Origin of the sequence: Microcella sp. (assembly GCF_019739195.1) — a bacterium.
Classification (GTDB): Bacteria; Actinomycetota; Actinomycetes; order Actinomycetales; family Microbacteriaceae; genus Microcella.
The window spans coordinates 2,145,502-2,171,560 of sequence record NZ_JAHHDS010000003.1; the positions used below are offsets into that span (position 1 = coordinate 2,145,502).

The following is a 26,059-nucleotide window of genomic DNA, read 5'->3' on the forward strand; positions in this document are numbered from 1 at the left end:
GCGGCGACGGCCATCAGCAATTCGACGGGGGAGAGTGCGCCATGAGGCGGTTCGCACGACTCGGCGCAGTGGCGTCGTTCATGGTTTTGGGCTCTCTGCTGACTGCACCGATCACGGCGGCCTCGGCCGCTGACGCATCGACCGTGCCGCAGTCGATCGTGCGGGCGACCGCGCGCCCCGTCGTGCCGATCACTGACGAGCCGACGCGCATGATCGACGTCGACCCGGGCGACTTCGTCGAGGCCGGGGCCGAGCTGCCCGCGGGCCTGCAGCAGGCCCTCGCCCGCGATGTGGGGCTGAGCGGTGCGGAATGGCTGGCACAGAGCGAAGCCGGCAACGCCGCCGCCGACGTGGTCGCCGACCTGACCGAGGTGATCGAGGTCGTCGACGCACGTCTCGAGGGCTACGACCTCGTCGTCACGGTGGAGACGGCGACGGATGCTCGCATCGCCGAATCGGTCGGAGCCCGCGTCGAGTTCGGCTCGGCCCTCGCCTCGCGCGTCTCCGAGCCCATCGAGGGCCTCGAGGCCGCCGCCGACCTGCGGGGAGGCATGCCTTACCTGTTTCCCAAAGGCTCAGGTACTTTCCGGTGCAGCGTCGGCTTCGTCGGCACCGACACCGTCACCGATGAGCTGCAGATCATGTCGGCGGGGCACTGCGAGGGGAATACTGGCTCGAACCGCAACTCCCGCACGATTACTCGGCCAACACTCTCGGGCGGCACCCTCGGTAGCACGGACACGCTGATCGGGGCCGCGGGCCTCCACGTCACTGACGACTACGTCAATCCCGGATTCCTCGACGAAGAAGAGAATCCAGTCGAGACGTTCTACGACCTCGGCATGACCCCGGTGACAAACGGCAGCTGGGTCGGCAAGCCCGAGGTCGTCACCTGGGGCAACTCCACCAGCGGCGCGCCGCTCGCCTCGGCCCCCCTCATCATCCGCGACGCTGGGCCCGCGATCACCGGCAGCACGCTCTGCAAGTCGGGTTCGACGACGGGCTGGACCTGCGGCGCGATCATCGACGTGGATGAGATTCTGTACGTCGGAAACGGCCCGGCGTCGTGCCCCTCGCCGGGCGACGACTACTGCGTCGGCAGCATCGTTTCGACCGTGTGCGTGCGCGGAGGCGACAGCGGAGGCGCCGCCGTGGTCGGCTCGCGCGCGGTGGGCATCACCTCGGCCGCCACGAACTCGACGGTCACCTCGTGCTCGGTGAGCGGCAACCTCGGGGTCTTCTCAACGCTCTACTCGATCAACCCCGCCTACGAGCAGGTCACCAAGATCTTCCCCGACTGGGAGCCACTCATCGGCTTCGATTCGCAGCTGACCAACGTCTTTCCGCGCATCGACGAGTCGGTGACCTCGTTGCCCGCGCAGGTCATCGGCGGCAGCACGCGGCACTCGGTCTCGGCTTCGATCGACGGTGGAGCGCCGCAAGCAGCGACCGTCGCGGCCAACGGCGCGTGGGGCGTGCCGATCGGCTCACTGTTCGGTACGCACACCTGGCAGGCCGCGGCTTCGTGGGGTTCTCAAATGCAGCAGGCGCCCAGTTCAGGTCGGTTCTTGCGCGCCACCGATACCCGACTCTCGGGCCCGAGTCGCTACGAGACGGCGATCGCGATCTCCCAGTACGCCTTCCCCGGCACACCGAACGTGCCCGTCGTCTACATTGCCGGCGGGGCCGGGTTCCCCGACGCTCTCAGCGCCGGGCCTGCAGCGCGCGCCGAAGGCGGACCACTCCTGCTCACCGAGGCGACGACCTTGCCTCTGGCCGTGCGCAATGAGCTCACGCGACTCAATCCCGACGAGATCGTCGTGGTCGGCGGCACAGGTGTCGTGTCAGCGGGCGTGTTCTCGGCACTCGGCGCATATGCCCCCGAGGTGACGCGCGTGAGCGGAGCATCCCGCTATCAAACATCGCAGGCAATCGCGCAGCGCGTGCTGACCCAGGGAGGCTTCACGACGGGGCAGCCGCTTTGGGTCGCCACCGGAACGGGATACGCCGACGCGCTCTCGGCAGGTGCGGCGGCGGCTGTCGCTGGTGTGCCGATCTTGCTCGTCGATGGTGGGCTCTCGAGCATTCCGACGTCGACGCGCACCTTCATCGACGACACGCTGCAGTCTTCAGAGGTCTACATCGCCGGCGGCACGGGAGTCGTCTCGGCGGGCATCGCGTCAGCGATCGACGCCATTCCGGGTGTCACCGTGCAACGCTTCGGCGGTGCGGGGCGGTTCGACACCTCGCGGCTCATCAACGAGTTCGCGCACCCGACCAGTGCTCCCGAGGTGTTCTTGACCTACGGCTTCAACTTTCCTGACGCGCTCGCGGGCGGTGTGCTCTCTGGCCTCGTGGGCGGCCCGCTCTACATCACCGACACCCCCTGTGTGCAGTCGGCGATCGTCGACGACATTCTCGACCTCGGCCCCGCCAAGGTCACCGTTCTCGGCGGCACGGCGCTGCTCAGCAACAACGCGCGCGACCTCAAGCGCTGCTAGCTGCTCCGAGCGCCGGTCCTCCCCAGCAGCTCGCGCGCTGGCGTCAGTGACCGGGAACGGCCTGTCGCGCCCACCTACACCGCGCGCACACGACCCTTGCGCCCGTGAAGGCGCGCGTGATTGAGAAGAAAATACGTGCCGCTGGTGGCGTTCTCGTCCGCCAGCGCGGTTCGCATCGACTCTTTGTCGTGCACGCCGACGGCAAAACGGCTCGCACGACGCTGCCGTACCATGGCGGCGATGTACCGAAAGGTACCGTGCGTGCCATCGAGCGAGATCTCGAACCGGTACTCGGAAAGGGGTGGTTGCGGTGACGACCTACATCGTCGATGTGGAGCGCGAAGGCGATCACTTGCTGGCGACTGTGCGCGACCTGCCGGGCGCTCACACATTCGCTGATGATTTCCCTGGTCTCGATCGTGCCGTTCGTGAGGTGATCGCGTTGGTGCTCGATCTGCCAAACGGCGCCCAGACGAAACTCGACATCGCGTACGCGTTCGCGGTGCCCGCCTAGACTGGCGGGGTGCGCGTACTCGTCACCGGAGGCTCCGGCTACATCGGCTCGCACATCTGCCGACTGCTCGTCGAGCGCGGTGACATGGCCGTCATCGTCGACGACTTCGTCAACGGCGTGAGGGCTCGGGTTGCCGGCATGCCCGCGCACGAGCTCGACCTCGCCGAGCACGGCGCGACACTTGCGCTCGCGCGGGTCATGCGTGACGAAGGGGTCGACGCGGTCATCCATCTGGCGGCGCGCAAGCAGGTCGGCGAATCGGTCGCCCGCCCCCTCTGGTACCACCAGCAGAACGGCGGCTCGCTGACCGCGGTGCTCGAAGCCATGCTCGCCACGGGCGTGCGCGACCTCGTGTTCTCGAGCTCGGCGGCGGTTTACGGCGACGCCGACGGGGTGGTGACCGAAGACTCGCCGACCGTGCCCGTGAACCCTTACGGCGAGACCAAGCTCGCGGGCGAGTGGCTCGCCGCCGACGTCGCTCGTGCCGAGGGCCTGCGCGTCACGAGCCTGCGCTACTTCAACGTGGCCGGTGCCGGCTGGCCCGACCTGGCCGACACGGCCGTGCTCAACCTCGTGCCCATGGCCCTCGCGCAGCTCGACGCCGGGCGCGGGCCGCAGATCTTCGGCGACGACTACGCGACCCCCGATGGCACGGGCGTGCGCGACTTCGTGCACGTGCGCGACCTCGCCGAGGCGCACCTGGCCGTGCTCGACGCGCTGCCGCGCCAGCTCGAGCCGCACCGGGTCTACAACGTCGGCACGGGAGTCGGGTCGAGCGTTCGTGAGGTCGTCGAGGGCATCCGTTCTCGGTTGACGGATGCTCCCGCCGCCGTGCCCCGCCCCCGCAGGCCCGGCGACCCTGCCGCCGTCGTGGCCGACGTCAGTCGCATCGCCGACGAGCTCGGGTGGCGGGCGCAGCACGACCTCGACGACATCATCGACTCGGTGATCGCCGCTCGCGCCTAGGCCGGTCAGTCGTCGTACTCGACCGAGGGGTTGAGAATCTGACGACCCCAGAGCAGGGCACGGTCAGCAGCCGAGAGGCGACTGTGGTCGGCGGCGTCGGCCCATTCGTCGTGGATGACCGCCCGCACCTCCTCGATGATCGCGTCGGCCTCGCGCGGGGTCAGCAGGTACTCGACGGCACCCGCGCGGCATACTGAGAACCGTGACCGCCGGTCGCCGTCGCGTGTGATGGCCATGGCCTGCGTGACCTCGGTGCCCGAGCGCAACTGCGGGCACAGGTCGTAGGCGGGTGTCAGCGACAGCGTCGAGCCATTCCAGAACGCCGCGTGGTTGCGGGCGTGGTCGTCGATGTTGCCGATCGCCACGTTGACCACGATGCGCCGGAACAGTTCATGCAAGGTCTGGGTCGGGTTGTCGAAGCGCCGCCGCACGATGTCGGCGAGGTCGGGATACGTGGCGTATCGCGCGGTCATCTCGGTGAGCCCAAGCATCGTCAGAGCTGACACCACGATGCGCCGCGCCCCTGCCGGCGTGCGGTCGAAGCGATCGACGAGCAGCACGTCGCGTCCGGCGACCTCGACGACGTCGGTCGCCGGGGTGGTGACGCCCGCGCGTCGGGCGAGTTCCATGGCCACGCCCTCGGCCTTCACGACCGGGTACGGGTCGGTCGTCGACGAGAACTTCGCGATGCGGCCGGTCGCGCCGTCATCGAGCAGGGCTTTCGGGCGCGCGCCGCCGATGCTCGTGCCGCGCAGCAGGGCCGCAGCCAGGGCATCCGACAGCGCAGCTCCTTCTTGCAGTCGATCGGCGGCCAGCAGCAGTTCGTCGATCGTGGTGTCGATCGCGCCCGTGCGCGCCACGTACTCAGCGGGGGAGAGCTGAAAGTCCAGGGCGCCGATGCGGTTTGACCCCGACTCGAGCAGGTAGGTGATGCGGTCGAGATCGCCCGTGTCGCTCGAACGGTCGAGGCGGCGGAGCCGACGGGCGAGAATGACGCGCTGGCCCCACGAGTCGGGGGCCGCATCGGCGAGGCACCCGGCGATGTCGAGCGGGGGCGTGGGGGCTTGCGGGCCGCGCCGCAACGGCAGCTCGGGTTCGTAGAGAGCGATCGCGTCGGGGCGATCGAGGTACGAGCGACCATAGGTGAAGTCGTAGCGCTCGCCGACGCGATCGACGCGCCCGGCCACGACGGGGTCGAGTGCGCCAGGCAGCCAGACCCACACGTACGCGGTCGAAGGGGTACTAGAAGTCGTCATCGACCGACCTCGCCGTGTCGCGCGACCGTTGCGGCACGAGCGCGAGTCGAGCGGTGGTGCTTGCACGCACCTCGTCGAGTGAACGATCGGCGCTCAAGAGAGGAATGCCGACGAGGTAGGCGGCTTCGAAGACCGACCCGATCGCGACGCCCGGCTCGCCGCGCTCGATCTTCGAGAGAGTGGGTGCCGAGATGCCCGCACGCTCAGCCAGATCGGCAGCCTTCCAGCGCCGGGCGCGCCGTTCGGCAGCGATGTTCTGCCCGAGCACGCGCAGCGTCTCGGCCGTCGCCTCGGAGATCGTTCGCTCTGCCATGGGGGCCTCCACAGAAAGAATACTGCGAGTAAGAGCCTTAAGGCAAAGAATTCTTTATCTAGTCGAACCGCCCGCGCCACGAGCGGTTGCGCGCCGCGGCGAACGCCGAGGTGACGAAGAGCAGCAGGCCGCCCTCGTAGAGCAGGTAGCTCTCGGTCATGCTCACGGTCGCGAGCAGCACCAGGGTGAGCGCCGGCCAGACATAGACCGTGCTGCGGCGGTCGGCCGCGACGAGCCAGGCGCGCACGAACGCGAGGCCGAGCGCGATGAGCAGCACGATGATGCCCGCGAGACCCAGTTGCAGCCAGATGTCGGCGTAGGCGTTGAGCGCCGATTCGGGCTGTACTCCGCTGCTCGAGCGCACGCTCGAAAACGGGTAGACGTCGACGGGCCAGACTCCGACCCAGCCCCAGCCGAGCACAGGCTGCTGCGCCACGAGGTCACCGACGGCCGACCAGACGCTCGTGCGTTCTTCGACATCGGCAGCGGCATCCACGAACCCGACGAGCGGGCCGCGAAAGACCCAGGCGAGCACGCCGAAGACGGTCGCTGAGATGAGCAGCACTGACTGCGTCGCCCGCCGGGCGACGGCCTCCTGCCGGCGAATGATGACGAGCGCGAGCCCGACCACGAGTACTGCCGCGAGAACGAGGTAGGCGACGGGGGAGCGCGCGAAGACGATCGTCGCCCCCGCGAGGGCAAGCGAGTAGGCGGTGAGGCCGCGCGAGACCGAGCGCGTGCGGTATTCGATCCAGAAGCTCAGCACGGCGAGGGCGCCGAGGAAGGCGAAGGCGTTGCGCGTGCCCGCGAGACCCTGCACGGGGCCACCCGCGGCGAGGTCGCCGGTGATGCCGATCCAGGTGAAGGGCGCGTCGAGCAGCACTCCGCTGAGAACCTCGAGGGCGAACGACGCCGTCAGAATGACGCGCAACGCGTTGCCGACCGCCCGCACGAGCTGAATGAGGTCGCGCACGAGCGCGATGTAGACGCCGAGGAAGGCGAAGGCGGCAGCGTAGGCGATGCCGCCCACCGTCGCCCAGGTGTACTGGCTCCAGATGATGCTCACCGTGATGAGAGAGAACAGGGCGATGAGCGAGAGCGGCAGCACACCGCGCCACTCGATGCGCTCGGGCTGGCCAGCCAGGCTCAGTGCCGCGAGAAGCACAAGGCTCGACAGCACGGCGATGCTGCCCGGCCAGCCGAGCAGTGCTCGCACGGCGAAGGTCGCGAGGGCAACACCCACGATCGCCTCGGTGAGTGCCTGGGTGAAGCGCGGCGAGGCGAGAAAGGCCCGAATGCTCTGCATCATGGGGTCACCGGCGCGGAGGTCGGCAGTACGCGAGAGGCCGCGATGGTGAGTCCGCGCACGCGGCTCGCGACCGCGAGGTAGACGAGCAGCGCGAGCCCGGCCTCGATCAGCAGACGCGACTCGGCGAGGCTGTGCACGAGCAGCACGGTGAGCAGCAGGGCGGGCAGCAGGCGCAGGGCGGCGGTGGGGGCGGCGTCGCCGAGGGGGGCATCCACCGACCACGAGAGCACGCGCGCGCCCGTCGTGACGATGAGAATCGTGAACACGATGAGCCCGACCCAGCCGAGCTGCATCAGCACGTCGAGCCACGCGTTGTGGGCCTGCAGATAGGTGACGCCATTGATGACGACGAGGTCGTCGAATGGTTCGACCCAGGGTGCCCAGTAGCTGACCCAGCCCCAGCCCAGCACGGGGCGCTGCTCGGCGAGGCCGATGACCGCCGCCCAGATGTCGAGGCGACCGGTGAGGTCGTCGCTGCGCCCCACGAGCGCGAGCAGCGGTTCACGGAAGGTCAGAGCGAGGGCGACGACGCCGGCCGCGGCCACTGCTGTGACGCCCGAGAGCACGAGCTTGCCCCGGGCGCTGAGTCGCCGCGCCAGCACGATCACCCCGAAGGCGACGAGCGCGGCCGCGCCCGCGACGAGCACGGTCGACGACCGCGTGAGGGCGAGCGTCGCGAGCGAGGCGGCAAGCCAGCCCCACCCCGCTGCGGCCCCGACCCGGCGCTCAGCCAGCTGGATGCTGAACACGATGACCCCGAGCAAGGCGGCAAACGCCAGCAGGTTGGCATTGCCGGGGATTCCCTGGATGCGTCCGCCCTCGAACAACAGTGCGCGCGACCAGTAGAAGGCCTTCGGAAAAGGTTCTTCCCACGACACCCAGAAGGGCAGCACGGGCCGCTGCAGCACGGCCGCAACGAAGAGTTCGAAGGCGAGTGAGAGCCCGATGATGAACCGCAGCGCCACGCCAAGACTGCGCAGCAGCTGCGCGAGCGAGACCGTGTGAGCCATGACGATGGCGATGTAGGCGGTCGCGCCGGTGGTGAGCAGGCCGACCGCCGTCGCACCCGGGTAGTACGACCAGACGATGGAAGCCGCCATCAGGCCCAGCAGGGCGCCCAGCGCGATCGGGATGCGCCGCAGATCGACGCCGAGCCGAAAAGCGACGATCCCCCACAGTACGATGATGACGAGAGCGATCAGGCCCCAGCCGTACCAACTGATCGTGTTGCGCCACGCGTCTCCGGCGAGCAGGGTGAAGAACGTGAATGCGGCCAGGGCCACGCGTCGTTCGCGAAGCCACGTCATGCGATGAGCCTACCGGCGCGATCCCCGCGCCGACCGGCCGGGGCCTGGCCGCTCGACACCTGCACGCTTCACCCCTCGCACGCCCCGCACGCCCCGCACTGAGACGAGAGACGGCCGATGAGTCTGACCTGGATAAGCGGCCGACGCCGCGCCCGGTGCATCCCTTGCGATGCCGAGCGCAACGTCGAGACGCTGTTCACCGCCGAGACCTCGGTGAAGACGCCCATGCTCGGCACGCTGTGCGACTCGTGCGCGTCGATCACTGTGCACGGCGGCGAATTGCAGAGCGAGCCGAACGACCGATTCGTCGACCACTACTTGCAGTCAGAAGCGGGCATCGACACGATTCTGCAGAACCTCTACCGGGTCGACCGCGGGCCCGGCACGAGCTTTCTCGACGTCGGCGCCAACTACGGCTTCGCCACCCGGTACGCGCGCGACGTGCTCGGCTGGAATGCTCTCGGGGTCGAACCCTCGTACTCGGGCCGCCGGGGTGCGCGCGAGCTCGGCGTCGACATTCTCGAGCAGTATGTGACGGCAGAGACCACGCTCGGGCGAACCTTCGACGTCATCCTCGCCTCTGAAGTCGTCGAGCACGTGCCCGACCCGCGCGAGTTCTTGCACGCCATGCGCGTGCACCTCGCGCCGGGCGGCGTGCTGCTGCTGACGACGCCTGCGGCCGAGATCGTGCGGCCCGCGACCGAGCAGGCGGCCATTCAGGCGGTCGGCCCGGGCGGCCACCTCTTTCTGGCATCGCAGGATGCCCTCCGCACGATGCTCGTCGACAGCGGCTTCGGCAGCGCAACGGTCGAGCGAGACGGGCCGACGCTCTACGCCGCTGCCGCCGTCGAGCCGGGTCTCGAGCTCAGCGTGACGTCGACCGGGCCGAGCCACGCGCACGTCGCCGAGTTTCTCGGCGCGCTCGCCGGCGACCCCGCGAGCCCTGGGTTGCTGCGCGCCGCGATGGCCGTGCGCCGCTATCGCACGCTCGTCAACTCCGGTATCGATGCGGTCGAGGCCGAGCGCGACATGGTGGCGATCGTCGCGGAGGTGCACGGCGTCGACCTCGCCGACCCGCGCGCTGTCGCGCAGCGCATCGCGGCGGGGGAGCCCCTGCCCATCGTGATCTCGCCCGCGGCGTTCGCGTGCGGCATGCGTCGCGTCGTGCACCGCATCGAGTGGCCCGAGGCCGTTGAGTACTTCGCGCTCGCCGAGGCCGCGGTCGCCGATAAGCGCCACCGATTCCACGTCTTCGACGGCGACTCGCGCATCATCGAAGCCGAATCGCGCGCTCATCGCACCCTCGCCCTGCTGCACACCGACCCGACCGCCGCCCGTGCCCTCTGGTCGCGCCTGACCGACGCCGGCGAGCTCATCGATGCCGCCCGGTGGACGGTTCGGCTCTACGTCGAAGCCTCAGCGCTCGGGCATCGCACTCTCTTCGACGACGCCCTCGCGCCCGTCGCGACCGCGATCGTTGAACTCGGCGAAGGCGGCGACGAGTCGAGCACGATCGCCGCCATCGACGGCTCATACCTTCTCAGCCGCGCGGCGGTGTCCCACGGCGACCGCTGGTGCGCCACCCAGTGGGCCTCCGTCGCCGAACAGGTGCTCGAGGCGCGTCGCGAGGGCCTGCCGGGCGCCTGGACCACTGCCGCCGACGATCGTCTGCTCGGTCTGCGCGGCGAGATCGGTGCGCTGCAGGCCGAAGCGATCCCCTCCGTCGTTCCGATGCCCGGGCCCGCGCACGAGGCCATGCTGTGGGCGAGCAGCCCGGTCGAGACGGTGCCGGGCGCCATCTCGGTCATCATGGCCCTCTATCGTGGCGAGCGGTACGTGCGCGAAGCACTCGAATCCATCGCCGCCCAGACCCACCAGCCCCTCGAGGTCGTCGTCGTCGACGACGGATCACCCGACAACTCGGTGGCGCTCATCGAGAAGCTCACGCTGCCCTTCGCGCTGCGCATCGTTCGGCAGGGCAACGCGGGGCAGAGCGCAGCGCGCAACACGGGTATCCGTGCCGCCCGTGGCGAGTTCATCGCCTTCCTCGATCAAGACGACGTTTGGCGCGCGAACCATCTTGAAGTGCTCGCCCAGACGATCGAGACCGACCCCTCTCTCGCGTGGGTCTTCGGCGATTTCGACCTCATTGACGATCAGGGTCACACGATCGTCAGCTCGTACCTCACCGAGACCGCCGTCGTGCTCGACCGCCGCACGGTGGCCGACATCGTGCGCACCGACATCATGGCTCTGCCCTCGGCGAGCCTCATGCGCCGCAGCGCGCTCGAGCAGGTGCGCGGCTTCGACCGTCGGCTGTCTGGCTACGAAGACGACGAGTTGTACCTGCGGCTCTACCGCCGCGGCTTCACGGTGGCCGCGCAGCCGCGCACCCGCATCCGCTACCGCACGCACTCCGCGAACGCGTCATCGTCGGTCGCCTTTCTGCGCAGCCGACTGGTCTACCTGCAGGTGCTCACAGAGCAGTACCCGGCCGCGTCGGGGCGCGCCGGTGCTGCTGAGGTCGCCGCCGAGCGCCTGCTGCGCTCGACCACTTCGGAGTACTTCACGGCTCTCGTCGCGCACGACGATGCGCTCGCGCGCACCATCTCATGGGCAACCGAGCGCATCATCCCGCTCGCGCACGGCGTCTCGTCGTACCACCAGCTGGGGCTGCGCATCATGCGGCGCCCGGGGCTCATGCGGCTCGGCATGCGGCTCGCCGGCGCGCTGCCGACGCGGATGCGCCGCCGTCTGCTGCCACCGCTCGCCGCCCAGGCCCACGACCGACTGCACCCGCATCGACGCGGACCGGCCTCGACGATCGACCTGGGCGACCGCCCGGTGTGGATGCGCGCACGCAGCTGAGCCGCACTCGAGCATCCCGACCCGACGTTCTGGGTCGCCCGACCGCGGTTGCCGATCAGACGAAGGCGCCGACCCCCGTGATGGCGCGGCCCACGATGAGGCTGTTCATCTCGCGCGTGCCCTCATAGCTGTAGAGCGCTTCGGCGTCGGCGTGGAACCGAGCGACGTCGTAGTCGAGCACGATGCCGTTGCCGCCGAGCAGTTCGCGGCAGAGGCCCACGGTCTCGCGCATCGACGTGGTCGCGAAAGCTTTGGCGAGCGAGGCGTGCTCGTCGCGCTGCACTCCGTCGTCGAGCATCTGCGAGACACGCGTGCACAACGCGATGCTCGCCGTGATGTTGCCGAGGCTGCGGCTGAGTAGGTCTTGCACGAGCTGGTGGCTCGCGATGGGCTTGCCGAACTGCTCGCGGCTCTTCGCGTACTCGACGGCGGCCTCGTAGGCGCCGATCGAGGTGCCGACCGCGGCCCAGGCCACTTCGGCGCGCGTGAGGCGCAACACAGCGGCGGTGTCGCGGAACGAGTGGGCGTTCTGCAGTCGAAGCGACTCGGGCACGCGTACGTTCTCGAGCGTGATGTCGGCGTTCTGCACAATACGCAGCGCCTGCTTGCGCTCGATCTTGGTCGCGGTGTACCCGGGCGTGCTCGTCGGCACGATGAATCCCTTGACCTGGCCGTCTTCGGTGCTCTTGGCCCAGATGATGGTGATGTCGCTGAAGGTCGCATTGCCGATCCAGCGCTTGCTGCCATTGAGAACCCACTCGTCGCCCTCACGGGTCGCGGTCGTGCGCAGGCCCTGGGCTGAGTCGCTGCCCGAGAGCGGCTCGGTCAACCCGAAGGCGCCGATGATCTCGCCGGTCTTGAGCTTCGGCAGCCATTCGGCGCGCTGCTCGGGCGAGCCGGCGACACCGATCGAGCCCATGGCCAGGCCGTTCTGCACCCCGACATAGGTGGCGATGCTCGCGTCGACGCGCGCCATTTCCAGAGCGGTCCAGCCTCCGTAGACGGCGCTGTAGTCGCCCGCCTTGGTTTCAGCCCACAAGTTGCCGAAGACCTGCTGGTCGTGCAGCCCGGGCAAGATCTGGCGGGGGAACTCGGCGCGATCCCAGTAGTCGTTGACGACCGGCTTCACCTCGCTCTCGAGAAAAGTGCGCAGCCGAACGAGCTGCTCTTTCTCGTGGTCGCGCAGAAGTGCTTCGAAGCCGTAAAAATCGCTGGCGAGCGTGGGGAAGGTCATGGCGCGAGGCTACGCCCGCCGACAGCACGGGGGCCAGGGGTTTGTCGTGCCCGGTGATGCGTGCGCCAGGCGAGGCCTACGGCGTTGTGGAGTGCGCACCAAGGGGTGACCGAGCCGTCGACCAGGCGTGGTCGAGCAGTGCCGAGATGGCGAGGGTGACCCCTAGAAGTTCGAGGCTCTCTTCACACAGCTGCAGCACTCCCACCACGGGCGACAGCGCGGCAGCGGGGTCGTGCGCGATGAGCAGCACGTAGGCCCATGACAGCAGCTCGAAGCCCAGGGCGCCGAGCACGAAGACGGCGCCCGCGACGATGAGACCGCGGCGAGTGCGACGCAGAAGCCGCGCGGCGAAAGGCATTACGACACAGCCCACGATGACGAGCACCACGGGCGCCACCAGAAACCATGGGCTCACCCCGCCGACCGCGAGCCCCATGCTGGCGGCGACTCGCCCGAGCTGCTCGTGGGCGAGAATCTGCTCATCGAGAGACATCGCGGCGAGAACTGCCGCGACGAACGCCCAGCCGCGCCACGTGCGGCCCTCTGACCGCTCGCGCGCGGCGATGAGTGCGGCGATCGTGGCGGCCAAGGCCAGCTGCAGCACGGCGAACCACGTGCCGAGCCCCGCTTCGCTGTCGAGGTGGAACCACGCGCCGACAGTGGAGCGCAGGGTCGGCGTCGCGGTGCGCCAGAACGATGCCGTGACGACCGCAACCACGTGCAGAGCACCGAGGGCGACGATCACGACGATTAGGCCGCGCCCGAGCGGCTCGCGCACGCCGACCACACTCTCGAGCAGAGTCGGGTGAGCCATGGCCACAGCCTAGGTGAGTCACTTTCGGCCGTAGTCGAATCGTGACCGGCGGATGCGCCCGAGGTCTTCTCGGCTTCGTATGCTGGCGGCATGAGCTCATTGCAGCGCGTTGTCACTGCTCTACCCACGGTGGCACTGGTCGTGCTGGCTCTTGCGGCGTGCGCCCCCGAACCCGAACCCGAGGCTCAACCGACGCAGACGATCGCCCCGACGCCGACCGAGACCATCGCGGCACCCTCCGCACCAGGCTCACGCGTGCCGATGACGTGCGAGCAACTCTTCGCGGGTGTTGACGGCTTCACCGGGGGCCCGGCGGTCGACGTCGCCCTCGATTCACTGCTGCTCAAGGCGACCGTGGACCAGGCCGGGTTTGAGTACTGCACCATCTCTGGCGCGATAGGGGCGACACCGGTAGAGATCAGGACGGTGGTGGGGGTCGAGATCGATGAGGCCGTGATTCAGAGATCTATCGAGTTCGCCGAGGAGTACGGCCTGGGGACGAATGTCGGAGGCGAGCTGTCGTACAGCGAGTGCATCCCCGTCGATACCTATTCGTATTGCGTGACTGAGATCTTCGCGGGCGGCTACGTGCTGCAGTTCTCGACGAGCCCCGACGGTCCCGTTGCGGCCGACTTCGAGCAGTCGTTTCGGTCGTTCGCGGCCGACCTGGGTGACCGTGCACTCGCCTGGCCGGCCCCTGCTCCGGCCTGGGCGGCTCCAGAGGGAGCCCTGACCTGGGCGCACACCTGCGAAACGGAGGTGGCTGCGTCAGATGCCGCGATTCGCGCAGCCATGCCGTTCGAGGTCATGCCGCCCACGATCATCGGCAGCGGCGACGGATTCTCGATGTTCTACGAGGCCGAACGCCGCCAGCAGGCAACGAGTTGCTCGTGGTACGGCAGCGGCGAGCAATATGGGAGTGTCTCTGTCGAGATCGCGCCCGGGGCAGCGTGGATCGTTGAGCAAGGAACGCCCTTGCCGGGCACCGCGATCGACTACCCCGGTGCGCTCGCGGCTTCGGTGGTGGACTGGCCGAGTGAGGCCGAGCCCACTCAGGCCTGGCTGTGGGTCGCGATCGACGGCAGCATCGTCGTCGTGGAAGTGAGCACGGGCGGTGTGAGTTTCGATCGGCAGGCAGCGATCGAAGCATCGACCAGAGTGGTCGATGCGGTCGTCGCCGAATTCGGCACCCCCTAGGCGCGTGCCAGCCGCAGCAACGGCCGTCACCGAGTCGATCTCGGCTAGCGTGAGAGCTTCGCGCTGAGGAGGACCCGTGCTGCTGCGCATCGAAAACATCCCGCGCCCCTACGACTGGGGCTCGACCACGGCGATCGCCGAACTACTCGGCACGGCACCGTCAGGCCGCCCCGAGGCCGAGCTGTGGCTCGGCGACCACCCCGGCTCGCCCGCGCGCATCGTGGGCGGGTCTGACGAACCCGACCTCGCCGCCTACCTCTCGGCTCGGGGCGAGAAGCTGCCGTTCTTGCTCAAGGTGCTCGCCGCCGCCGAGCCGCTCTCGCTGCAGGCGCACCCGACGATCGCGCAGGCGCGCGAGGGCTTTGCGCGCGAGAACGCGGCCGGCATCGCGCTCGACGACCCGACGCGCAACTACAAAGACGAGCTGCATAAGCCCGAGCTCATCTACGCGCTGAGCGACCCGTTCATCGCGCTGGCCGGCTTCCGGCCCATCGACGAAGCGCGAGCCGAACTGCAGCAGGCTGCAAACCCGGTTGAGGCCGAGCACCCTGGGGCCGGAGCGCGGCTGGCACCTCTGCTCGACCGCCTCACGGGTGACGACGCGCTGCCCGAGGTCGTGCGCTGGCTCATCGGGCGGGGCGAGGGCGTCGCCGAACTGGTGGATGCTGTCACCGACCATGCCCGCCGCCTCGAGCATCGCCCGCTCGACACAGAGAGTTGGGCGACCGTGCGCCGCCTGGCCCACCACTACCCGGGCGACCCGGGCATCGTGCTCTCGATGCTCATGCACACGGTCGTGCTGCGTCCGGGCGAGGCGCTCTACCTGCCGACCGGCAACATCCACTCGTACCAGCAGGGTCTCGCGATCGAGGTGATGGCCGCGAGCGACAACGTGCTGCGGGGCGGGCTCAGCCCCAAGCACGTCGACGTGCCCGAGCTCATGACCGTGCTCGACACCCGACCCGTGCCTGAGCCGCGCATCGCGCCCAGAACGATCTCGGCCGGCGTGCAGCGCTTCGAGCCCGACGTCGTCGACTTCGCCCTGACCGTCATCGATACCGATGCCGCTCATCGCGGTGTGACGGTGGACTCTCGCGGGCACGCCATCGCGCTGTGCCTCGAGGGGCGCGTCAGGCTGCAGGGCTCGCTCGCGCTCGAGCGCGGGCAGGCTGCGTTCTGCGACGATGCTGAGCTCAGCATCCGCGGAGAAGGTCGGGTGGTGGTGGCGACGGGCGAGCATCCCGCGGCCTAGCGCGCCGACCGCGCCACGCACAGACCGGTCGGGTAGCCTGAAGGCTACGCACCGGGGGGTGAGCGTTCATGGGGGTTCTGCGGTCAGCAGTTGTCGTCGTGCTCGCAGCGCTGCTCTCGGGCGGAGCCCTCGTCGACCCGGCGCCCGACGGCGAGGTGCCCGCGGTGGAGGCGCCTGAGGTCGAGGTGCCTGCGGTCGAGGTGCCCGCGGTCGACGAACCTGTCGCGGAGACCCCCGACGAGAATGCGCGCACCGTCGAGAACGACCCCCTGGCTGCGAGCGCCGCGACCGCTGCCGACCGCATCAGCGGCGGCGATCGCTATGCGACGGCCGTGGCCGTCTCGACCCAGGCATTCTCGAGCGGTGCCGACATCGTGTTTCTGGCCAGCGGCACCGACTACCCCGACGCCCTGTCTTCTGCTCCTGTTGCTGCAGCGCTCAACGGGCCCCTGCTGCTCACGAGCACCAACACGCTGCCCGCGGTCGTGGCAGCGGAGCTCGATCGGCTCAACCCCGCCCAGATCATCATCGTCGGCGGCACGGGCGTCGTCGGCTCCGCCGTCGAACAGGCCGCCCGCGCGTTCGCGCCCGAGGTGCGCCGCGTGTTCGGCGCCGACCGTTACGAGACCTCGCGAGCGCTCATCACCGAATTCGCACCCCCCAGCGACACTCTCTATCTGGCGACCGGCCGCAACTATCCCGACGCGCTCGCGGCGGCCGCCGCTGCCGGTTCGCAGGGTGCGCCCGTGCTGCTCGTCGACGGGCTCACCTCGACTCCGACGTCGCAGACTCTGGCACTCATCGCGGCGCGCTCGGTGCAGACCGTGCTGGTCGCGGGCGGCACCGGCGTCATCTCGAGCGAACTCGCGATGGCGCTCGACGCCCAGGTCGATCAGGTGCAGCGGCTCGCGGGGCTCGACCGCTACAGCACCGCCGTGGCGATCAACGCCTATGCCTTCGAGACGGCTGAGCGCGCCTTCGTCGCCACCGGCGCGGGGTACGCCGATGCCCTGTCAGGCGCCGTGCTCGCGGCCGTCGAGGGCGCCCCGCTTTACCTGTCGAGCCCGACGTGCCTGCCTCGCACAGCGCGCGAGGCCATGATCGACACACTGCAGGTTGATCGCGTCACACTGCTGGGCGGCGAAGGGGTTCTCAGCGCCCGTGTCGCGGCGCTCGACGAGTGCAGCACGATCGCCGATGACCGCGCGACGAGCATCGCCGAACTCGTGGCCGCACTGAATCTGCGCCTGCGCTCTCTCGCGGGCAGCTACTCGGTGAGCGTGCGAGAGCTCGGCAACCTCGAGACCGTGGTGAGCATCAACGGCGCCGTCATGCAAGAGCCCGCGAGCGTCATGAAGCTCTTCGTGGCCTATGCGATTCTCGACCGCGTCGACCGCGGGCTGCTGTCACTGACGACCCCGACCCGATCGGGCGTGAGCGTGCAAGAGTGCCTGCGGGTCATCCTGCACGTCTCTGACAATTACTGCCATTGGGATCTGGTCGCTCTCATCGGCAATCAAGCCCTCAACGACCAGTTCTGGGCCGAGGGCTACACGCGCACGGTCTATCAGGGCACGAGCGGCAACGGCGCCTACTACTCGTCGAAGCACACCAGCACGAACGATGTGACGCTGCTGCTCACGCGGCTGCATCGGGGCGAGCTGCTGAGCCCCGAGCTCACCGACTACTTCATCGAGCTGCTCGAGACGCAGGTCTGGCGGCACCGGCTGCCCGCGGGTATGCCGCCCGGTATTCCGATCGCCAACAAGACCGGCTACTTGTGGGTCGGCAGTGGCTACATTCACGCCGACGTGGCGATCGTGTCGGCTCCGACCGGCCCCTTCGTCGTCTCGGTGATCGGCAGCCGCAACGCGACGGCTGCGGGCGTGCGGGCCATCGGCACGGTGGTCTACGAGCACTTCGCCGGGCCCGTAACCTCGACGGCCGCATACAGCTCGCTCAACCTGGTCACGACGCGCTCGGTCGCGTACTACCAGTACGCCGGCAACACGCAGCTCGGCGTGATTCCTGCAGGCACCCGCGTCGAGGCCTACGCGAGCGCCCGCGACTGGTATCAGGTCGGCTATGGCGGCCGATACGTCTACATTCACTCCTCTTCGCTACGCAACTACTTCGACTACCCGCAGCGCTGAGTTTCCATCGTAGAATCGTGCCGATGCACGGCAGTGGCCGATGCCGCCTCATCGTCCCGAAGGATTCACGTGCTCATCTCTTCGCACCCCGCGCGATCTCTGACGGCTCTCACCATCGCCGGCGCACTCATCGCGGCAACGCTCATGACGCCCGCGCCTGCTGCCCGTGCAGACGCCCAGACGGCGACCGTTACCGGCACGGTCGTGATGCCCTTCGGCCTCTCCGTGCCCGTCGGCAATCCGCAGTTGCGGGCTTTGACGGTCGAGCGTCCGAACTTGAGCATTACAACCATCACGAGCGCGGCCGTCGCGGCCGATGGGTCCTTCACGCTCACGGGTCTTGAGGCAGGAGTCGAGCACCGCATTCTCTTTTCGGCCGGGTCGAATTACGGGTCGCTCCTGCGTACGTACTATGACGGCGCCTTCACGTATGACACGACCGTTCCGATCGTTCTCGACCCCGGTGAGACGCGATCGCTCGGTGAGATTCAGCTTTATCGTCCCGGTTCGATCACGGGGGCTATGTCGGGCAGCGACGGACCCATCCTGAGCGGTGAGGTGACGATCATGAGCGGCCCTGTCGGATACACCGAGGCCCGCCCATCGGGCGTGGGGGCCTCGTCGCTGTTCAACATCGCGACTCAGAGCTACGGTATCGGCGGGTTGCCCCCGGGCGATTACGTGGTGCGCTTCCGTGAGGTCAATTCTGGCGTGTCGTGGAAGACGGTCTACAACGACGGATCGCTAACGCTCGAAGACGCGGTCCCGATCTCTGTCGGCCTCAGCGAGCAGGTGTCGTTCGACGTTGCGTTGCCACCCACGCCCCGCATCGTCGGCGAGCTGTCAGTGCAGAGAGACCCCTCGGTCACCCTTCCCATCTTCTCGCTCATTCGGGCTCGACCTTTTCCGGGTACGACCGCGGGAACGATGCGCGATGTGTACGTGTACGCGCTCGGAGAGTATCGACTCCCTGGTCTCGCACCGGGCTCGTATCAAGTCTGCATTTCTGATCAAGCGGGTACGGGTCAGCAGGGCATCTTCGACTATTGCTACGGCGAAGATGAACTGAACCCTCAGGGCATTCCGGTGGTCGTCGGCGACGGCACCACCCCTGATATCGACTTGGCGGTGCAGGGCGCATCACGGCTCGCGGTGCCCTCGATTGAGCTGCTCAACCCGCCCGCTTCTGACCCTTTTTTCACGCCCGGTTTCGGCATCGCCGTCTTCTGGCGCTTCGACGAAGACCTGGGTTACTGGGTGAATGAAGGCCAAGACATGTCGATCGGCGGTGGCATCAGCTTCATGAGTGGACCGTTGCCAGCCGGCGACTACCGGGTGCAGCTGCAGTATGCGGTCGACGACAAGAACTACCGCGAGTACTGGCCAGGCGGCATCACCCGCTTTGCCGACGCGCCGATCGTCCCGGTGCGAGAGGGTGAGGCACTCCCGCTGAATGGCGCCGTCGTCAATCCGGTTCCACCGACGACAGATCGCGTCTCCGGCGCCGATCGGTTCGCGACCGGAGTGGCGATCTCGACAGAGATGTTCAGCTCAGAGTTTCTCGCCGACTTTTCACCCGTGGTCTACATCGCCAACGGGCTCGTGTACCCCGACGCCTTGGCCGCCGGCCCCGTTGTGGCGGCATCGGGCGGAGCGCTCTTGCTGGTGGAGCAGAACCGTATTCCGCCGAGCGTCGTCGCCGAGCTCGAGCGGCTGCGCCCCGACCGCATTGTGATCGTAGGAGGCACCGGCAGCGTGAGCAGCGCTGTTCAGACGCAATTGGCGACCTTTGTTGACGCGCCACATCGGGTCGAGCGCCACGCCGGGCCCGACCGGTATGCGACTTCGCGAGCCGTCATCAGTTCGGGCCTCGAGGGCGCTACCGCTGTACCGGTGGTGATCGCCACGGGAGCCAACTACCCCGACGCCTTGGCTGCAGGGCCGATCGCCGCGGCTCTCGGCGGCGTGGTGTTGCTCGTCGACGGCACCCGCTCATCTCTCGATGCGGCAACCCGCTCTCTCGTGAACCAGCTGGATCCGCCTCTGTTCATCATTGCCGGTGGGCCGGGCAGCGTCAGCGTCGGCATCGAGAATGAGTTGTTTCAGCGGGGAGCGGATCTGGCGCGGGCCGGCGGCAACGATCGCTACCAGACAGCTGAGATTCTCAACAGCATCTTCTTGCCTGACGGAGAGCCGTTCGTCTGGGATACCCCGGGCGGCGTCGACATGCTGTACGTCGCCACCGGCACCGGATTCGCCGACGCGCTCGCCGGTGGGCCCCTCGCGGCGCGTAATGGCGCTCCGCTCTACCTGACTCCTCAGAATTGCTTGCTGCCGGCCGTTGTCGACGCGGTGGAAGACCTGGGTGCCCGTGAGATCGTCGTGCTGGGTGGCATCGGTTCTGTGTCAGAAGCCGCGAAAAACGGGCGAACATGCGGCGTGAGTGCCACGCGCGGCCAGATCACCGCGGTGCAACGCGTCGTCGATCAGTATCTCGATTGACGTCGACTGCCCACGCCTCTGTTCCTAGAACTTGGGCAGGTACGACCGCACGTCGACAGGAATCTCGTCAGAATCCCACGGCAGAAGAATGCGGTCGGGCTGGCCGTACACATAGGGCTGCGTCGGCATATTGATGAAGTGGGTCTCGGCTTCGCTGAGATTGATGAGCAGGTGCCAGACCCCGACCGGAATACGCATCTGCATCGTGCCCCGCGCCGTCAGGTGCACGCGCTGCAGAACCCCCTCGGTCGAAGACCCGGGGCGGCCGTCGAAGAGCAGCGCGAGCATCTCGCCGACCGCGATGGTGTAGCGGTCGACCTTGTGCTCGTGGCGCGCCCACCCCTTGATCTGGCCCCGGCGCAGCGAGGTCTGATACACGTGCACGATCGGTTCAGGGCCGAGATCGGGCTGCCCGTTCCACAACTCGTGCAGCGAGCCTCGATGGTCGACGTGCACCGCCGGTCGACGCGTGATGACGCCGTCGATCACCGTCGCGGTCGACTGCCCATCGGGGGTCACGGTCTGCACATCGGGGGTGCCCGGCAAGGGGCGTTCGGTCGACATGCCCTCAGTATGCCCTGGGCGTCGAGCGTGGTCAGCGACGAGTTCGTCGGGCCAGCGCCCGCACGCTTCGCAAGGGCGCCGTGAGGCGCCACGAGACGGTGCTGCGGGTCGCAGCGAGCTCATCGCGGGCGGCATCGAGCTCGGCGGCCTGCTCGCGTCGTCGACGTTCAGCCCAGCGCCCGAACTGCACGACGATGTCGGCGGCCTCGCGCGCGCACCACTGCTCGACCTCGGCCGCGCGCTCGCGGGTGCAGTCGTGCGGCACGGCGCGCGCGGCACCCTCGGGCAGCTGGGCCACGACCGTGCTCCACCGCTCGTGAACGCGCGGGGTGAGGCGGTCGTTGAGGTAGAGGCGCAGCATCCCCGGGGCCGATTGATCACCGCCATGCAGGGTGGTCGCCGCACCCACGAGCGCGACCCCCCAGCCGTGTGCGCGCAGGTGCGAGCACGTGTCGAGGTCGACGTAGGTGAGCGGGTAAAGCGAGGGGTCGGCGCCGCCGACGTGATCCCAAGCGCGCGTGCGCACGAGCAGGCCTTTGCTCGTCACCCAGTCACGGCGCGCGACACCCTCGGGGCGGTCGACGTGCGAGCTGTCGGTACTGCTCCAGGTGAGCAGATCATCAGGCACGCACCAGCCACCGTTGAAGCGCTGCACGGCGCCGACCTCGTCAACGCGCACCGAGCCGAATGCGCCCACCTCGGGGTGCTCGTCGGCCGCGTCGACGAGCGCGTCGAGCCAACCGGGCAACACCACCATGTCGTCTTGCACCCACACGAAGAGTTCGGTGCTCACGTGCTGACGCCCGACGTGCAGGCCGCCCGCCCAGCCCAGGTTCAGCTCGGGCTCGACCGTGCGCACCTCGAACGCGTCGACCTGAGCGGCGATCGACGCATCGACCGGCACGCCGAGCGGGTTGATCACGCACACGATCGAGAAGGGCGTGCTCGCCTCGTGCTCGACGAGCGAGGTCAGGCAGTCGATGAGCCGCTGCGTGCGCCCGAGCGCGACGACGACGAGCGTCACGCGAGCGCTCGCGGTGTGGGGGTGGTGGTCGGGCAGATACACGGTGGGCCTAGCCTAAGAGCATGTCTTGGCTTGTCACCGGCGGCGCCGGCTACATCGGAGCCCACGTCGTGCGTGCCCTCACCGAGGCCGGGCTCAGCCCCGTCGTTCTCGATGACCTCTCGAGCGGGCACGCCGACTTCGTTCCTGAGACCGTGCCCTTCGTGCGCGCATCGCTTCTCGATCGAGCCGCGGTGGATGCTGCGCTCACCGACCACGCCGTCACCGGGGTCATTCACGTCGCAGGTTTCAAGTACGCCGGGGTGAGCGTGCAGCGCCCCCTGCACACCTATGAGCAGAATGTGACGGCCATGATCACCCTGCTCGAGTCGATGCAGCAGCACGGCGTCGACCAGTGCGTGTTCTCGTCGTCGGCAGCGGTCTACGGGGCCGTCGACGTCGACCTCGTGATCGAAGACACCCCCAAGAACCCGACGTCGCCCTACGGCGAGTCGAAGCTCATCGGCGAGTGGCTGCTGCGCGATCAGCAGGTGGCCGCAGGCCTGCGGCACACGAGTCTGCGCTACTTCAACGTGGTCGGCTCGGGTGACCCCGCCGTGCGCGACACGAGCCCGCACAACCTCTTTCCGCTCGTGTTCGACGCCCTCGTCGAGGGGCGGCAGCCGCGCATCAACGGCACCGACTACCCGACGCCCGACGGCACGTGCGTGCGTGACTACATTCACGTGGCCGACCTGGCGCTCGCGCACGTTGAGGCGGCGCGCCGTCTTGAGGCGGTCGACCGTCTGGAGCCCGCCTACAACCTGGGTTCGGGCGACGGCGTCTCGGTGCGTCAGATCATGGATGCTGTCGCCGAGGTCACCGGCCTGCAGGTCGAGCCCGAGCTCGCCGAGCGGCGGCCCGGCGATCCGCCGCGCATCGTGGCGAGCGGCGAGCTCGCCGCCCGCGACCTCGGCTGGGCCATGCGCCACACGCTCGCCGAGATGGTCGAGTCGGCGTGGCAGGCCCGGAGCGCATCCGTCTAGGTCGCCACGGTGTTCGGTGCTGAAATACGGCGATCGTCGCACCCTTGCCAAGCGCTGGGCACGACCATAGTCTCGTCGTGAGGGCGACTCGATATCGCCCGATCGTGGACCGCGCTGTGCACATCGCAGTCGTTCGCCCCCGTTCTGCTCGACGAAAGCGTGCTCATGACCCGACTCTCGATGACTCTTCGCCCGCTGGCACTGCTGGCCGCTCTCGCCCTCGGCGGAGGCCTCGCGGCGGCGCCTGCTGCGGCGACCACGGAGCCTGACAGCACGTTCGACGTCGATTACCGCAGCGGCACGAGCGATCGTGCCGACAACCTCGAGTCGACCCCGGGTGAGCTCGCCCCTGTGGCAGACGGCGATGCCTCAGCTCAGGGCACCCTGCTCATCACGCAGCCCGGCGGATCGCCCGTGCCGGTGACGGACGGCGGCGCTCAGTTCTACTCGGCAGACCCGCCCTACGAGCTGGTCAGCACGGCATTTACCGACCCGAACGGCGACTTCTCTATCAGCGACCTGCCGCCGGGCGACTACAACATTGCCTTCTTCTCGCGAACTGATGTCGCCCTGCCGGTACGTGAGTGGTTCAACAACAACGGGTCAGACAACCAGCCGCTGCGCATCAATGCACAGACGCTGGCGCTCGACGCCAACGTCACGACCGACTTCGAGACGACTGTTCTGGGATCGCGCACCATCAACGACGACCGATTCTCGGGCCCCGATCGGTTCGCGACGGCAGTCTCGCTGTCAGAGTCGCGCTTCACCAACAGCTCCGGACCCACCGTGATCATCGTCAACGGCTTCACCTTTCCTGACGCCCTCTCAGGGGGAGCCCTTGCGGCCTCGAGCGGCGTGCTGCTGATGGTCGAGCAGAATGCCATCCCTTCCGCCACACAGGCCGAGCTCACGCGTCTCGATCCTTCGCGCATCGTCATCATCGGGGGCACGGGAGTGGTCTCGAACGCCGTGCAGGCGGCATTGGTCGCCTTCGTCGACGACGATGCGTCGCGCGTCGACCGCATCGCGGGTGCCGATCGCTATGACACGTCTCGTCAGGTGCTCACGTCAGACGACGGCTTCGCGTCCAGCGTCGATGCACTCTTCATCGCCACCGGCCGTGGTTTTCCCGACGCGTTGAGCGCCGTGCCCGCGACGGCGATGGCCGATGGGGCCCTGCTGCTCGTCGATGGTTCGGTGGGGTCGCTCGACCCGGCGACTCGCGACCTCATCGATGCGCTCAATGTGCCCGTCTACATCATCGGGGGCACGGGGTCGGTGTCGGCGGCCATCGGTTCTCAACTCGTCACGATCGCGCCCGAGGTCACGCGCGTCGCCGGAGCCGATCGATTCTTGACCTCTGTCGAGGTCGCCCTGCAGTTCTTCCCGGCGGCGGACTACGCCTACCTCGCGAACGCCTTCTCGTTCCCCGACGCTCTGGCGGCAGGGCCCATCGCAGGCCAGTTCGATTCGCCGATTTACCTCTCGCAGTTCGACTGCGTGCCCGAGGCGGTGGTCGAAGACATTTTCGATGTGCTCGCGAACGAGGTGCGCGTGGTCGGCGGCACGGGCGTCTTGAGCGCCAACGTGCAAAGCGGCGAGGTCTGCCCGTAGTCGAGCAGTCGCATGCGCCGGCGGGTCGATACGTGACCCCCGAACAGGGCGGTTGCAGTCGAGAGATGCTCGCGTCTAGCGTCGAGAGCGGTGCGCACGGGGAGTGCTCACGAACCACCCCACCACTAGGAGCACGATGCCTCGTTCGACCCGATATGCCGTTCGCCCGTTCGCTGCGATCGCCGCGCTCACCCTCGCGCTCTCGAGCTTCGCGCTCGCGCCTGCCTCAGCCGAGCCGACGGACGCGCCCGAGCGCGAGGTCAGTGACGGCACGTGGGGCTCGTCGACGCCGACAGCGATGCGGTTGACCGAGTTTCCGGCCGACACCGCCGACCTCGAGCGTGACGAGCCGCAGCTGAGCCCCGCGGCGGCGCCGACCGTCTCGGGAGTTCTCGAGTATCGCCTGCCCAACAATTCGACTGCGCCGGTAGTCGACGGGGTCATCCGCTTCTGGCGCGAGGTCAGCACTGACGTGTATGCGAACCTCGCCTCGGTCGGGTCGTTCGGTCCGAACGGCGAATTCTCGACGAGCCTCACGGCGGGCACCTACCGCATCGAGTTCATCACGTTTGATGTCGGGGCCGGGGCGCGCACCTATTGGAACAACGAGCCGGTGTTCTTCGGTGCCGACAAGATTGTGCTCAACGAAGACTTCAATCAGAACCTGGGCACCGTGGTCATCGAGCCGCTCAGCGTCAGCTTCGACCGCGTCGCGGGCCTCGACCGCTTCGAGACCGCCGCCGCGCTGTCGGCGGGGGTGCTCGACGGCACCAGCCCCGCTCCGGTCGTCTACATCGTCAACGCCTTCGGCTTCGCCGACGCTCTGTCGGCGGGGCCCGCAGCAGCCGCGCAGGGCGGAGTGCTCTTGCCCGTGTACGACACGAGCATTCCCGACGTCATCCGAGACGAGCTGACGCGACTGAACCCCGAACGCATCGTGATCGCGGGCGGCACCGGGGTGGTCTCGGCCGGCGTCGAGACCGAGTTGCAGGCGTTCGTCGATTCGCCCGCCGATGTCGACCGCGTCGCCGGGCCTGATCGCTATGCGACGTCGAGAGCGATCGTGCTCGATGCGTTCGGAGACACCGAGTTGATCACCCTGTTCTTCGCCACGGGTCGCGATTTTCCCGACGCACTCGCGGCAGGCCCCGCCGCCGCGTTCTTCGACACCGCCGTGCTGCTCGTCGACGGCTCAGCGAGCAGCCTGCCCCCCGCGACGCGCGCACTGATCGAAGGCTTCGACGACCCGTACGCCTTTCTGGCGGGCGGCACGGGCGTCATCTCTTCGGCGGTCGCGGCGGCGATCGCTGCCGAGGTGGGCGGCCCCGGGTTCACGCAACGGTTGGCGGGGGCAGACCGCTTCGAGACGTCGAGGGTGATCAACGAGTACGTCTTCCGCAACTCTGCGGCGTACTCCGACTTCGCCTTCATCGCCAACGCTTACGACTTTCCCGACGCTCTGTCTGCCGGGCCGGTGGCCGCGGCGTTCCAGGCTCCGCTCTACCTTTCCGCCCAGCAATGCCTCGACGCGCGCACGGCCTCGGGCATCGCCGACCTGCTGGTGAGCCAGGCGTTCCTGGTGGGCGGAACCGGCGTGCTCAGCGATCGCGTACTCGCCGCCGACGTCTGCTGAGCATTCGTTT

20 protein-coding genes are annotated in these 26,059 nt (G+C 68.4%); 12 read left to right on the forward strand and 8 right to left on the reverse strand.

Going from position 1 to position 26,059, the window contains the following annotated elements:
• Positions 1 to 41: 41 nt before the first annotated feature.
• The 4 genes from KL788_RS12160 to galE (KL788_RS12175) all read left to right on the forward strand — a co-directional run bounded on the left by KL788_RS12160 (position 42) and on the right by galE (KL788_RS12175) (position 3,981).
• On the forward strand, positions 42 to 2,501 hold the full coding sequence (locus KL788_RS12160; protein WP_293172024.1) for a cell wall-binding repeat-containing protein: 2,460 nt from the start codon (positions 42 to 44) through the stop codon (positions 2,499 to 2,501).
• 104 nt (positions 2,502 to 2,605) lie between these two features.
• The gene (locus KL788_RS12165; RefSeq protein WP_293172027.1) at positions 2,606 to 2,815 is read left to right on the forward strand and encodes a type II toxin-antitoxin system HicA family toxin; all 210 of its coding nucleotides are present in this window, start codon (positions 2,606 to 2,608) and stop codon (positions 2,813 to 2,815) included.
• Positions 2,812 to 3,015, forward strand: a complete 204-nt coding sequence (locus tag KL788_RS12170; RefSeq protein WP_293172030.1) for a hypothetical protein — start codon at positions 2,812 to 2,814, stop codon at positions 3,013 to 3,015. Before KL788_RS12165 ends, KL788_RS12170 begins: the two co-directional genes overlap by 4 nt.
• 9 nt (positions 3,016 to 3,024) lie before the next feature.
• Positions 3,025 to 3,981 (forward strand): UDP-glucose 4-epimerase GalE, encoded by a 957-nt coding sequence (gene galE / locus KL788_RS12175; protein ID WP_293172033.1) that lies wholly within the window; start codon positions 3,025 to 3,027, stop codon positions 3,979 to 3,981.
• A gap of 5 nt (positions 3,982 to 3,986) precedes the next feature.
• On the opposite strand, the gene KL788_RS12180 is transcribed toward galE (KL788_RS12175), so the two are convergent.
• Genes KL788_RS12180 through KL788_RS12195 form a run of 4 tightly spaced genes read right to left on the reverse strand, consistent with a single transcriptional unit; the run spans position 3,987 to position 8,166 of the window.
• A complete protein-coding gene (locus KL788_RS12180; RefSeq protein ID WP_293172036.1) occupies positions 3,987 to 5,237 on the reverse strand; it encodes a type II toxin-antitoxin system HipA family toxin in 1,251 nt (416 codons plus the stop codon).
• Complete coding sequence (locus KL788_RS12185; protein ID WP_293172039.1) at positions 5,224 to 5,550, reverse strand: helix-turn-helix domain-containing protein; 327 nt, start codon at positions 5,548 to 5,550, stop codon at positions 5,224 to 5,226. The genes KL788_RS12180 and KL788_RS12185 overlap by 14 nt, the downstream gene beginning before the upstream one ends.
• Before the next feature lie 58 nt (positions 5,551 to 5,608).
• Positions 5,609 to 6,859, reverse strand: coding sequence for an O-antigen ligase family protein (locus KL788_RS12190; RefSeq protein ID WP_293172042.1), 1,251 nt, complete (start codon positions 6,857 to 6,859; stop codon positions 5,609 to 5,611).
• Positions 6,856 to 8,166, reverse strand: coding sequence for an O-antigen ligase family protein (locus KL788_RS12195; protein ID WP_293172045.1), 1,311 nt, complete (start codon positions 8,164 to 8,166; stop codon positions 6,856 to 6,858). The genes KL788_RS12190 and KL788_RS12195 overlap by 4 nt, the downstream gene beginning before the upstream one ends.
• Positions 8,167 to 8,283: 117 nt before the next feature.
• On the opposite strand from KL788_RS12195, the gene KL788_RS12200 reads away from it, so the two are divergent.
• Positions 8,284 to 11,034 carry a glycosyltransferase gene (locus KL788_RS12200; protein ID WP_293172048.1) on the forward strand — a complete coding sequence of 917 codons (2,751 nt, stop codon included), beginning with the start codon at positions 8,284 to 8,286 and terminating at the stop codon, positions 11,032 to 11,034.
• Between the two features lie 55 nt (positions 11,035 to 11,089).
• Here KL788_RS12200 and KL788_RS12205 read toward each other — a convergent pair whose 3' ends face one another.
• Both KL788_RS12205 and KL788_RS12210 read right to left on the reverse strand, forming a co-directional pair.
• Positions 11,090 to 12,268 carry an acyl-CoA dehydrogenase family protein gene (locus KL788_RS12205; protein ID WP_293172051.1) on the reverse strand — a complete coding sequence of 393 codons (1,179 nt, stop codon included), beginning with the start codon at positions 12,266 to 12,268 and terminating at the stop codon, positions 11,090 to 11,092.
• 76 nt (positions 12,269 to 12,344) lie between these two features.
• Positions 12,345 to 13,082, reverse strand: a complete 738-nt coding sequence (locus KL788_RS12210; RefSeq protein ID WP_293172054.1) for a hypothetical protein — start codon at positions 13,080 to 13,082, stop codon at positions 12,345 to 12,347.
• A 90-nt stretch (positions 13,083 to 13,172) separates the two neighbouring features.
• Here KL788_RS12210 and KL788_RS12215 point away from each other — a divergent pair, with 90 nt between their 5' ends.
• The 4 genes from KL788_RS12215 (at position 13,173) to KL788_RS12230 (ending at position 20,186) form a co-directional block, all read left to right on the forward strand.
• Complete coding sequence (locus tag KL788_RS12215) at positions 13,173 to 14,279, forward strand: hypothetical protein (RefSeq protein ID WP_293172057.1); 1,107 nt, start codon at positions 13,173 to 13,175, stop codon at positions 14,277 to 14,279.
• A 76-nt stretch (positions 14,280 to 14,355) separates the two neighbouring features.
• Entirely contained in the window at positions 14,356 to 15,531 is a 1,176-nt protein-coding gene (gene manA, locus KL788_RS12220; protein ID WP_293172060.1) for a mannose-6-phosphate isomerase, class I, read from the forward strand.
• A gap of 68 nt (positions 15,532 to 15,599) precedes the next feature.
• On the forward strand, positions 15,600 to 17,684 hold the full coding sequence (locus KL788_RS12225) for a cell wall-binding repeat-containing protein (RefSeq protein ID WP_293172063.1): 2,085 nt from the start codon (positions 15,600 to 15,602) through the stop codon (positions 17,682 to 17,684).
• A gap of 69 nt (positions 17,685 to 17,753) precedes the next feature.
• Positions 17,754 to 20,186 (forward strand): cell wall-binding repeat-containing protein, encoded by a 2,433-nt coding sequence (locus KL788_RS12230; RefSeq protein WP_293172066.1) that lies wholly within the window; start codon positions 17,754 to 17,756, stop codon positions 20,184 to 20,186.
• Positions 20,187 to 20,210: 24 nt separating this feature from the next.
• Here KL788_RS12230 and KL788_RS12235 read toward each other — a convergent pair whose 3' ends face one another.
• Together KL788_RS12235 and KL788_RS12240 are read right to left on the reverse strand one after the other, a co-directional pair.
• A complete protein-coding gene (locus KL788_RS12235; protein ID WP_293172069.1) occupies positions 20,211 to 20,750 on the reverse strand; it encodes a dTDP-4-dehydrorhamnose 3,5-epimerase family protein in 540 nt (179 codons plus the stop codon).
• Positions 20,751 to 20,781: 31 nt separating this feature from the next.
• Positions 20,782 to 21,816 (reverse strand): glycosyltransferase family 2 protein, encoded by a 1,035-nt coding sequence (locus KL788_RS12240; RefSeq protein ID WP_293172072.1) that lies wholly within the window; start codon positions 21,814 to 21,816, stop codon positions 20,782 to 20,784.
• A gap of 20 nt (positions 21,817 to 21,836) precedes the next feature.
• On the opposite strand from KL788_RS12240, the gene galE (KL788_RS12245) reads away from it, so the two are divergent.
• The 3 genes from galE (KL788_RS12245) (at position 21,837) to KL788_RS12255 (ending at position 26,049) form a co-directional block, all read left to right on the forward strand.
• Positions 21,837 to 22,799 carry a UDP-glucose 4-epimerase GalE gene (gene galE / locus KL788_RS12245; RefSeq protein ID WP_293172075.1) on the forward strand — a complete coding sequence of 321 codons (963 nt, stop codon included), beginning with the start codon at positions 21,837 to 21,839 and terminating at the stop codon, positions 22,797 to 22,799.
• A 165-nt stretch (positions 22,800 to 22,964) separates the two neighbouring features.
• Positions 22,965 to 24,416 (forward strand): cell wall-binding repeat-containing protein, encoded by a 1,452-nt coding sequence (locus KL788_RS12250; protein ID WP_293172078.1) that lies wholly within the window; start codon positions 22,965 to 22,967, stop codon positions 24,414 to 24,416.
• A gap of 136 nt (positions 24,417 to 24,552) precedes the next feature.
• Positions 24,553 to 26,049, forward strand: coding sequence for a cell wall-binding repeat-containing protein (locus KL788_RS12255; protein WP_293172081.1), 1,497 nt, complete (start codon positions 24,553 to 24,555; stop codon positions 26,047 to 26,049).
• Positions 26,050 to 26,059 lie beyond the last annotated feature (10 nt).

Bases quoted from the DNA above. Each gene is read 5' to 3' on its own strand.
- KL788_RS12250 (WP_293172078.1), top strand. From the start codon at position 22,965: ATGACCCGACTCTCGATGACTCTTCGCCCGCTGGCACTGCTGGCCGCT.
- KL788_RS12190 (WP_293172042.1), bottom strand. From the start codon at position 6,859: ATGATGCAGAGCATTCGGGCCTTTCTCGCCTCGCCGCGCTTCACCCAG.
- KL788_RS12200 (WP_293172048.1), top strand. From the start codon at position 8,284: ATGAGTCTGACCTGGATAAGCGGCCGACGCCGCGCCCGGTGCATCCCT.
- galE (WP_293172075.1), top strand. From the start codon at position 21,837: ATGTCTTGGCTTGTCACCGGCGGCGCCGGCTACATCGGAGCCCACGTC.
- KL788_RS12215 (WP_293172057.1), top strand. From the start codon at position 13,173: ATGAGCTCATTGCAGCGCGTTGTCACTGCTCTACCCACGGTGGCACTG.
- KL788_RS12255 (WP_293172081.1), top strand. From the start codon at position 24,553: ATGCCTCGTTCGACCCGATATGCCGTTCGCCCGTTCGCTGCGATCGCC.
- KL788_RS12160 (WP_293172024.1), top strand. From the start codon at position 42: ATGAGGCGGTTCGCACGACTCGGCGCAGTGGCGTCGTTCATGGTTTTG.
- KL788_RS12225 (WP_293172063.1), top strand. From the start codon at position 15,600: ATGGGGGTTCTGCGGTCAGCAGTTGTCGTCGTGCTCGCAGCGCTGCTC.
- KL788_RS12180 (WP_293172036.1), bottom strand. From the start codon at position 5,237: ATGACGACTTCTAGTACCCCTTCGACCGCGTACGTGTGGGTCTGGCTG.
- KL788_RS12210 (WP_293172054.1), bottom strand. From the start codon at position 13,082: ATGGCTCACCCGACTCTGCTCGAGAGTGTGGTCGGCGTGCGCGAGCCG.
- KL788_RS12185 (WP_293172039.1), bottom strand. From the start codon at position 5,550: ATGGCAGAGCGAACGATCTCCGAGGCGACGGCCGAGACGCTGCGCGTG.
- KL788_RS12205 (WP_293172051.1), bottom strand. From the start codon at position 12,268: ATGACCTTCCCCACGCTCGCCAGCGATTTTTACGGCTTCGAAGCACTT.
- KL788_RS12195 (WP_293172045.1), bottom strand. From the start codon at position 8,166: ATGACGTGGCTTCGCGAACGACGCGTGGCCCTGGCCGCATTCACGTTC.
- KL788_RS12235 (WP_293172069.1), bottom strand. From the start codon at position 20,750: ATGTCGACCGAACGCCCCTTGCCGGGCACCCCCGATGTGCAGACCGTG.